This window comes from Paraburkholderia fungorum, assembly GCF_003610895.1.
Taxonomy (GTDB): domain Bacteria; phylum Pseudomonadota; class Gammaproteobacteria; order Burkholderiales; family Burkholderiaceae; genus Paraburkholderia; species Paraburkholderia fungorum_B.
The window spans coordinates 94,232-100,657 of sequence record NZ_MCAS01000025.1; the positions used below are offsets into that span (position 1 = coordinate 94,232).

The following is a 6,426-nucleotide window of genomic DNA, read 5'->3' on the forward strand; positions in this document are numbered from 1 at the left end:
AACGGTCCGCTGCTAGAATCGTGCGACTTTCCAAGCTCGCACAGGTGCTACCCATGACCCGTTTCCGCGGATTCCTGCAAGGCGTCGCACTCTCCATCGGCGGCTTGTGTGTGGGCGCACTGGCACTCCCCACGGCCCATGCGGCAGACAACAACACCGAAACGCTCGTATTCGTCCGCCACGGCGAGAAACCCGCCAAGGGTTACGGCCAGCTCAATTGCCAGGGGCTCAACCGTGCGCTCGCGCTGCCGGCGGTAATCGCCGCCAAGTTCGGCAAGCCTGATGCGATCTACGCGCCCGATCCCGGCCAGCAAAAGGACGACAGCGGCCACCCCTATTACTACATTCGACCGCTAGCGACCATCGAACCGACCGCCATCCAGTTTCAGATGCCGGTGCAAACGCCGTACGGGTTCGCCCAGATCGATCAACTCGGCACGGCGCTCGTCGATCCGTCCAATCGCAACAAGCTGATTGTCGTTGCGTGGGAGCACAAGCTGATCGTGAAGTTGCTGCGCCAGATGATGAGTGCGCACGGCGGCAATGCCGCCGATGTCCCCAACTGGCATAGCGACGACTTCGACAGCATCTATGTTGTTCGCCTCCACTGGCAAAACGGCACGGCCCGCGCCAGTTTCAAGCTTGATCACCAGGGACTGAATGGCCGCACTACGGATTGCCCGTGCGCGGCGCTGCCGGGAGCCCCTTCAGCGGCCGCGGCAGGCGCTTCCGCGGGCTCGGCGGAGTAGTCGGGTAATGCGGACGACGTAGGGCTTTGTTACCCGCGCAGCTGCCCGTTCTCAGGACATCAGTTCGTCGTTGAGCGAGAAGAGCTTGCGCAGGTGATGCGCGACGCCCGCTTCGAAGTTGTTGCCGATGCGCGGCACGTTCGGCAAGCGCGTGATGAGATCGGGATTGGCGTTGTTCATCATGAACGGATGGCCGGCTGTCTCAAGCAGATCGATATCGTTCATGTTGTCGCCGAACGCCACGCATTGCGAGGCGGCTACGCCGAGGCGTTCAAGCACGATTTGCAACGCGCGCCCCTTCGATACGTTCGACGTCATCACTTCCAGACAATCCGGCAGCGAATAGGTGACATACAACGCGTCGCCAAAATCACGCGCCAGGTTGGCCGAGATCTGCGCGAGATCCGCAGGATCGCCAATGTAGAGGACCTTTGCGATATCGGCACCGTCGTGGCTGGGCAGATCGGTCACCTCGTACGTGAAGCCGGAATCCTGGTGGAATTTCAACAGGTCTGGCGCATCCCGGTCGATCAACCACGCCTGGTCGGCGAACAGGTTGACGATCACACGGCCATGCGCACCGACGATTTCCGGCAGCACCAGGCGCTGCACGATGGCCGGCGGCAGGTCGTCGGCGTGGAGCACCGTATTGTCCGGCGCATGAATGCGCGCACCGTTCGACGTAATCAGATACGGGTTGATGCCCAGCAGATCGCGAATACCCGCAACGTCGCAGTAGTGGCGCCCCGTCGCGATCACGAAGTGCAGCCCGTCGCTTTCGAGCTTACGCACGGTCGCAATCGTGAACGGGTCCACCTGATGATCGGCGTTGAGCAGCGTGCCGTCGAGGTCTGTGGCAATGACTTTGTACATAATGTGAGCAGCCGGGCAGCGTCAAAGATCGCATTTTACCGTTGTGCACGGCATCCGCGAGATCGCGACCGGCGCGCGCCAACATTCTCAACCGGCGACGCGAGCCGCTTCGCGCAGCGCTAACTGCAGACCGCCATGCGCGGAGTCGGCCAACGGCTCGCGCAAACGGGTCTGATAAATCTCCGGCACGTACTCACGCAAGGGCGCACCGAGGCCGCCGCACAGCGCGACCGGCAGGCTCGCCGAGGGGTCGAGCGCCGCAATCATCTTGCCCACGTCCGCACCGGCCTCGCCAAGCAAATGCGCCGCGAAGGGATGCGTACGATGCGCGATGATGATCGGCGCAAGCTTCGCATAAGCCGTCTGATTGGCTTCGCATAGCCACACGATAAGGCTGTCGCGATCATGCGCGCCTGTGTGGGCAAGCAGCGCCTGAGCCAGATCGTCATTGGGCACCCGCCCGTCGAGCGCCTGCTGCGCGTGTACGATGCCCCGCAATCCGAGCCAGGCACCGCTCGCCTCGTCGCCAGACGGGTAGCCGAAGCCGCCGGCGACCCGGCATTCGCCATCGGCGTCAAGAACGGCCGCCTGACTGCCTGTGCCAAGCGCGACAACCACGCCTTGCGCGCCGCCGTGCGCGCCCAGCAAGGTGGTGTACACATCGCTTTCCACCGCGAGCCCGGCTAGCGCCGGCGCCTGTGCGCGGAACGCGCTCAGCCAGTCGCGATTATTGACCCCGGCCAGGCCGCAGCCGAGTACGCAGCGCGACCAGTCCAGCGGCACGCCGGCACGCGCAAATGCTTCGGCGCAACTGCCTGCGATGGCCTGCCACGCGCGCTCCACACCGAGGCCCAGACCCGATGGCCCGCCCGCAGCCTGCGCAAGCTCCTGGCCCTGCGCGTTGCCGAGTACGACGCGCGTACCGCTGCCGCCGCCGTCGATGCCGATCAGAAAGAGGTCTTTATTCATCGAATTGAGTGAGTTCAGATGGTGAATAACGCATAGCGTGGCAGGTCAGTTTCGATCCTGCAATCGGCCGGATGGCCAGCTTGCAGGACTCCCGGCTTCCGCTATGCTGACGGGCGACATGACCACACGGGAGCGCGAAAGTGACACAGCGATGCAACTGGGTATCGAGCGAAGCGCTCGCACACTACCATGACAGTGAATGGGGCGTGCCCTCGCGCGACGATCAGCATTTGTTCGAAATGCTTGTGCTGGAAGGGGCGCAGGCGGGTTTGTCATGGTCGACGATTCTCAACAAACGGGCCGGCTATCGCCGCGCATTCGCCGGCTTCGACATCGATAAGGTTGCGCGCTTTACCCCTAAACAGGTCGACGCGCTGGTACTGGACGAGGGCATTGTGCGTCATCGCGGCAAGATCGAGTCCGCCATTACCAATGCCCGCGCGGTGCAGCAGATTCAGGCCGAGCATGGTTCGCTCGCCAACTTCGTATGGTCATTCGTCGATCAGACGCCGATCCAGAACGATTGGGCATCGTACAAACACGCGCCGGCATCCACGGAAATTTCGGACGCGCTCAGCAAGGGGCTGAAGCGCTACGGCTGCAAGTTCGTCGGCTCGACGATCTGCTATGCGTTCATGCAGGCGGTTGGCCTCGTGAACGACCACGAGACGAGTTGCATGTGCCGCGCGCGATGCGCGGCGCTCGGCAAGAAGGGCCGCAATCGCAAAGCGTGATGCGACGGCAGCTATAGGCGCCGCTCGCCGGCGCCTGGCACAACGCGTCTGAGACCCGAAGCAAACCCGCGTAACCACGAAGACCCAACCGCAAACCGGTGCCCCAAAAGCAAAACGGCGATGTGGCTTCTTTCGAAGCTCACACCGCCGTTCGGCGTGCGTACTATGCGAAAAGCGTGCTTAGTGCAGCTTTTTCGGCAGCATCTGGCTGCGCAGGCGCTTGTGCAGGCGCTTCACAGCAGCTGCCTTCTTGCGCTTACGTGCCGTGGTCGGCTTTTCGTACGATTGGCGCTCACGCAGTTCAGCGATCAGGCCATTCTTTTCGATTGCGCGACGAAAGCGGCGAATCGCCACTTCGAACGGCTCGTTTTCTTTCAGAAGAATCGTCGTCATGTAATTCCTAACTCAATCACTTGATAGGGGTAAATTGCGTGGCGGGATACCGCTCACGCGCCGGCCCTCCGGTCGTTTCGATTCATGGCCAGTAACAGGCAAACGCGGGTAGAACCCGGCCAAACCACGAATGAAACGAAAGGCATAACGGCCACGGAGGCCGGAAAAGAGAGGTGGGGAGTTCACCGCGGAACGCGGACAGACGTAATACCAAAGCCACGCCTGCTGCCGTTTCGCCAACCTTTCATCAATGAAAAACACTGACGAAACAGGCAAAGATCTCAATTCACTCCCGATGATATCAGGAAACTCACCATCCTACCAGGGGTTTAGCGATTGCGCCAGGCCCCTCGCGCGCTCAGGCACTCGCCTCGTCCAGCTCGCGGATATCGGCGCCGGTCAGCATCAGATGGACGGCGGCGGCCAGGCTTTTGAGCTGGTCGACCGAGGTTGCGCTGGCAATTGGGGCCGTTACACTCGGGCGAGCAATCAACCATGCCAGTGCAACGGTGGCTGGCGTGCTGCCGTGCTGCCCGGCGACCCGGTCGAGCGCGTCCAGAATCCGCAAACCGCGCTCATTCAGATACTTCTCGACCCGGCTGCCGCGCGTCTTGTTGGCCAGATCGGCCTGTGAACGGTACTTGCCGGACAGAAAGCCGCTTGCAAGGCTCCAATACACCACCACGCTGAGCCGATTGGCGAGCGCCACCGGCTCGGTGTCGCGCTCATACTCGGCGCGATCGTACAGGTTGTACTCCGGCTGCAGCAATTGATACTCGGGCAGGCCGTGCTGGCGGGACACGCCAAGCGCTTCCTCGACACGCGCGCCGCTGTAGTTCGACGCCCCGATCACCCGCACTTTGCCCGCCTCGATCAGCTTCTGATAGGCACCGAGCGTTTCGACCAGAGGCGTTTCAGTGTCGTCGTCGTGAGAAAAGTAGACGTCGATGTAATCGGTCTGCAAGCGTCGCAGCGAATCTTCGACTGCCGCCTGAATATTCGCAGCAGATAAACCCTTGCGCTGCGGATGCTTGGAAACCTTGGTGGCGAGCACGATCCTGTCACGCTTGCCGCTCTGCCTGAACCACTTGCCGATAATGGTTTCCGATTCGCCGCCCTGGTTGCCGGGCGCCCACGCGGAATAGACGTCGGCGGTATCGATGAAGTTGAGTCCCGCATCGACAAATGCATCGAGGATCGAAAACGAGGTGGCTTCATCGGCGGTCCAGCCAAATACATTGCCACCGAACATAAGCGGCGCGACCTCTAATTCGGAACGTCCTATCCGGCGCTTTTGCATGATTTTTCCAGGGTTTGCCTCAAGAGAAAACGAGAATACGCCGTCTTTTCAATACTTGCAGTGGAGCGCCCGAACAAGGCTGCAAGCGGCTTACAGACGAGCGGGCACGTAACCCGCCGTAAAAACAATTGGGTCGCTATAGCACAAAGTTCCTCAAGTTTTTTTTAGACGCGCCGTCAACCTTCACTGAGGCGGCCAGCAATGAACGAGTGCTTCCGCCGATGCCAACGTGGCGTATTGGGCTCAAGGCTTATTTAGGAGATTTTCCATGCTCGGAATCAATAGCAACATCAACTCGCTGGTTGCACAGCAAAACCTTAATGGCTCGCAAAGCGCCCTTTCGCAAGCCATCACCCGTCTGTCGTCGGGCAAGCGCATCAACAGCGCAGCGGACGACGCAGCAGGTCTGGCGATCTCGACGCGTATGCAAACGCAGATCAACGGCCTGAACCAGGGCGTGTCGAATGCGAATGACGGCGTGTCGATGATTCAAACCGCATCGAGCGCACTGTCCTCGCTCACCTCCAGCCTGCAACGTATTCGTCAGCTGGCTGTGCAGGCATCGACCGGCACGCTGTCGCCGAGCGATCAGGCTGCACTGCAGAAGGAAGTTTCGGCACAGATCTCGGAAGTGAACCGTATCGCGTCGCAAACGACGTACAACGGCACGAACATTCTGGACGGCTCGGCAGGCAGCGTGACGTTCCAGGTCGGCGCGAACGTTGGCCAGACCATCAGCCTGAACCTGAACCAATCGATGTCGTCGGCGAAGATCGGCGGCGGCCTGGTGCAAACGGGTCAAACGCTGGGCACGGTCAACGTCAGCGTGGACGCGTCGGGTGCTTACACGACGGCTGCCAGCCCGGCCATCACGGCAATCAACGTGCTGTCGGACGGCAAGGGCGGCTACACCTTCACCGACCAGAACAACCAGGCGATCACACAGACAGTCGCATCCGCGGTGTTCGGCGCAGGCGCAACGGCAGGTACGGGTACGCAGGGTACGGCTCTGGCACTTCAGGCCGGTGCAACGACGACGGCAGGCGCAGGTTCCGCCGCTCAGGTTTCGGCAGTTGCGCAGATCAACGCGATCAACAGCCCGCCGACGGTTTCGAACCTGAACATCAGCACGGTTACCGGCGCGAACGAAGCAATGGTCTCCATCGACAACGCACTGCAGACCGTCAACAACCTGCAGGCGTCGCTGGGTGCCGCGCAAAACCGCTTCACGGCAATCGCCACGTCGCAGCAAGCTGAATCGACCGATCTGTCGTCGGCACAGTCGCAAATCACGGACGCCAACTTCGCACAGGAAACGGCGAATCTGAGCAAGGCACAAGTGCTGCAACAAGCTGGTATCTCGGTGTTGGCGCAAGCTAACTCGAACCCGCAGCAAGTTCTGAAGCTC

7 protein-coding genes are annotated in these 6,426 nt (G+C 61.1%); 3 read left to right on the forward strand and 4 right to left on the reverse strand.

Translation table 11 applies throughout. The features are described 5' to 3' along the window. Positions 1–53: 53 nt before the first annotated feature. Positions 54–749 (forward strand): histidine phosphatase family protein, encoded by a 696-nt coding sequence (locus BCY88_RS23380; protein ID WP_120346546.1) that lies wholly within the window; start codon positions 54–56, stop codon positions 747–749. 51 nt (positions 750–800) lie between these two features. On the opposite strand, the gene BCY88_RS23385 is transcribed toward BCY88_RS23380, so the two are convergent. Then, positions 801–1,622, reverse strand: coding sequence for a Cof-type HAD-IIB family hydrolase (locus BCY88_RS23385; protein ID WP_120346547.1), 822 nt, complete (start codon positions 1,620–1,622; stop codon positions 801–803). Between the two features lie 87 nt (positions 1,623–1,709). Further along, a complete protein-coding gene (locus BCY88_RS23390; RefSeq protein WP_120346548.1) occupies positions 1,710–2,591 on the reverse strand; it encodes a glucosamine kinase nucleotide-binding domain-containing protein in 882 nt (293 codons plus the stop codon). 140 nt (positions 2,592–2,731) lie between these two features. On the opposite strand from BCY88_RS23390, the gene BCY88_RS23395 reads away from it, so the two are divergent. Next, positions 2,732–3,325: a DNA-3-methyladenine glycosylase I gene (locus BCY88_RS23395; RefSeq protein ID WP_120346549.1), complete on the forward strand. Its 594-nt coding sequence runs from the start codon at positions 2,732–2,734 to the stop codon at positions 3,323–3,325. A gap of 180 nt (positions 3,326–3,505) precedes the next feature. On the opposite strand, the gene rpsU is transcribed toward BCY88_RS23395, so the two are convergent. Beyond that, the gene (gene rpsU, locus BCY88_RS23400) at positions 3,506–3,718 is read right to left on the reverse strand and encodes a 30S ribosomal protein S21 (RefSeq protein WP_006050883.1); all 213 of its coding nucleotides are present in this window, start codon (positions 3,716–3,718) and stop codon (positions 3,506–3,508) included. Between the two features lie 358 nt (positions 3,719–4,076). After that, a complete protein-coding gene (locus BCY88_RS23405) occupies positions 4,077–5,018 on the reverse strand; it encodes an aldo/keto reductase (RefSeq protein ID WP_120346550.1) in 942 nt (313 codons plus the stop codon). Between the two features lie 268 nt (positions 5,019–5,286). On the opposite strand from BCY88_RS23405, the gene BCY88_RS23410 reads away from it, so the two are divergent. Next, positions 5,287–6,426: flagellin (locus BCY88_RS23410; protein WP_120346374.1), on the forward strand; the 1,140-nt coding region annotated here is incomplete at its 3' end.

Coding starts and splice junctions, on each gene's coding strand:
- BCY88_RS23390 (WP_120346548.1), bottom strand. CDS start 2,591: ATGAATAAAGACCTCTTTCTGATCGGCATCGACGGCGGCGGCAGCGGT.
- rpsU (WP_006050883.1), bottom strand. CDS start 3,718: ATGACGACGATTCTTCTGAAAGAAAACGAGCCGTTCGAAGTGGCGATT.
- BCY88_RS23380 (WP_120346546.1), top strand. CDS start 54: ATGACCCGTTTCCGCGGATTCCTGCAAGGCGTCGCACTCTCCATCGGC.
- BCY88_RS23385 (WP_120346547.1), bottom strand. CDS start 1,622: ATGTACAAAGTCATTGCCACAGACCTCGACGGCACGCTGCTCAACGCC.
- BCY88_RS23405 (WP_120346550.1), bottom strand. CDS start 5,018: ATGCAAAAGCGCCGGATAGGACGTTCCGAATTAGAGGTCGCGCCGCTT.